This window comes from Lactobacillus sp. UMNPBX15, from assembly GCF_002553785.1.
Taxonomy (GTDB): Bacteria; Bacillota; Bacilli; order Lactobacillales; family Lactobacillaceae; genus Lactobacillus; species Lactobacillus crispatus.
Genome location: NZ_PCYV01000073.1, coordinates 1 through 1494, shown reverse-complemented (window position 1 = coordinate 1494; position 1494 = coordinate 1). Strand labels below are relative to the sequence as shown.

General features: G+C 41.3%; 1 protein-coding gene. It reads left to right on the top strand.

Going from position 1 to position 1494, the window contains the following annotated elements; all coding sequences use genetic code 11:
* The first annotated feature begins 104 nt into the window (after window positions 1–104).
* Window positions 105–1472, top strand: coding sequence for an ISL3 family transposase (locus CP366_RS10310; RefSeq protein WP_087363766.1), 1368 nt, complete (start codon window positions 105–107; stop codon window positions 1470–1472).
* Window positions 1473–1494 lie beyond the last annotated feature (22 nt).

Below are 1494 nucleotides of genomic sequence, written 5' to 3'. Positions count from 1 at the left end.
GGTTCAGTATAAATTCTTGTGTAAATAGAAATTAGATAACAAAAAAAGAAGGGTTGTCCCTTACAATGTTAATAACGACAAAAACATGGGGAGCCCTTCTTACTATGAATTATACAGAACTGTCAGTTACTACTCAAGATGTTATGCCTAACAAAGGTGTCTTATCCTTTAATTCTGGTCTTACCGACTTTATTCAAGTTGGCGAGCCAATTCAAAATGAAGGTGGATTAACCTTTGTAGGAAAGCTAGATGAGCGTGGTGATACCTTCTGTCCTAATTGCTCAAGAAAACTAGTTAAAAATGGGTCTTTAGAATCTACCCTTAAGCACGTCGCTATTGGTGGAGTACACACCAATATCAGAGTGTCCTATGCACGTTTTCGTTGTCTTAACATTGATTGCCAATTCAACACTAGAAGCCAGTCTATCCCTTTTAAAGCTGATGGTTATCGCATCACCAAACCTTTAAAAGAATACACTGAGAAACTGTTAAGCTATGGCCTTACTCTAAAGGCAGTGGCTTGGCTTACTGGCTTGGACAAGATGACTGTAAAGTCAATTCACAAGTCTCTTCTACTGTCTAAATTTACAACTGATGGCAAGACACTCATAAAACCTGAAAGGCAGGCAAAATACTTAGCCATTGATGAGTTTAAGCTCCACGATGGCCATAAGTACGCCACCGCAATCATAGACTGGGAAACAGGGTATATTCTCTACTTAGCCCATGGCAAGAAGAAAGCCGTTGTTTTCGAGTTTATGGATCATGTTGGCGATGAGTGGATGTCAAAAGTTGAGGCGGTGGCTTGCGACATGAATTCAGACTTCGAAGAAGCTTTTAAAGGGCGCTATCCCAAGCTAGACATCGTCTATGATCGCTTCCACATTATCAAGAATTTCAACGATAAAGTGGTTTCAGAGATCAGAAAGGATGAACAAAGACGGCTGGCTGAAGAAGGCTCTCCAGAGGCTGCTAAGTTGCTTAAGAACTCACGTTACATCTTGATGTCTAAGAGGTCCACATTAGTTCAGAAGGACGAGGATGCCCGTCAAGGCAAGCTAGTGTCTACTGCTGGTGAAATATTCAATACACCAGAAATAAAGGCTTATGGCGGTAATGAAGCATGGTATGACGAGCTGTTGGAAGAAAACAAGCTCTTCTTCACAATAGACCTCGTCAAAGACTTGCTAGACCAGGCATACAACTCACATGACGAGGTGGAAATGTGCGTTAGACTTGAAGAGATCATAGACATCTGCAAGGCAACTGAGAATAGCCACTTTATTTGGTTTGCGCGTCTCTTAAATAACCATTTGAGAGGGATCTACACGTTCGCCAAATACGGGATATCAACTGGCAAACTTGAGGGTATCAACAATAAGATCAAGACTGAGAGACGTAAGGGTTATGGGTATCCAGATGATGAATACTTCTTTCTGCGATTAATGGAAATATCCCGAAAGGCATCCTAAATCTCACAGCCGTTTACACAAG

What these genes read in the sequence shown, in the direction of transcription:
- CP366_RS10310 (WP_087363766.1), top strand. Translation starts at nt 105, where the DNA reads ATGAATTATACAGAACTGTCAGTTACTACTCAAGATGTTATGCCTAAC.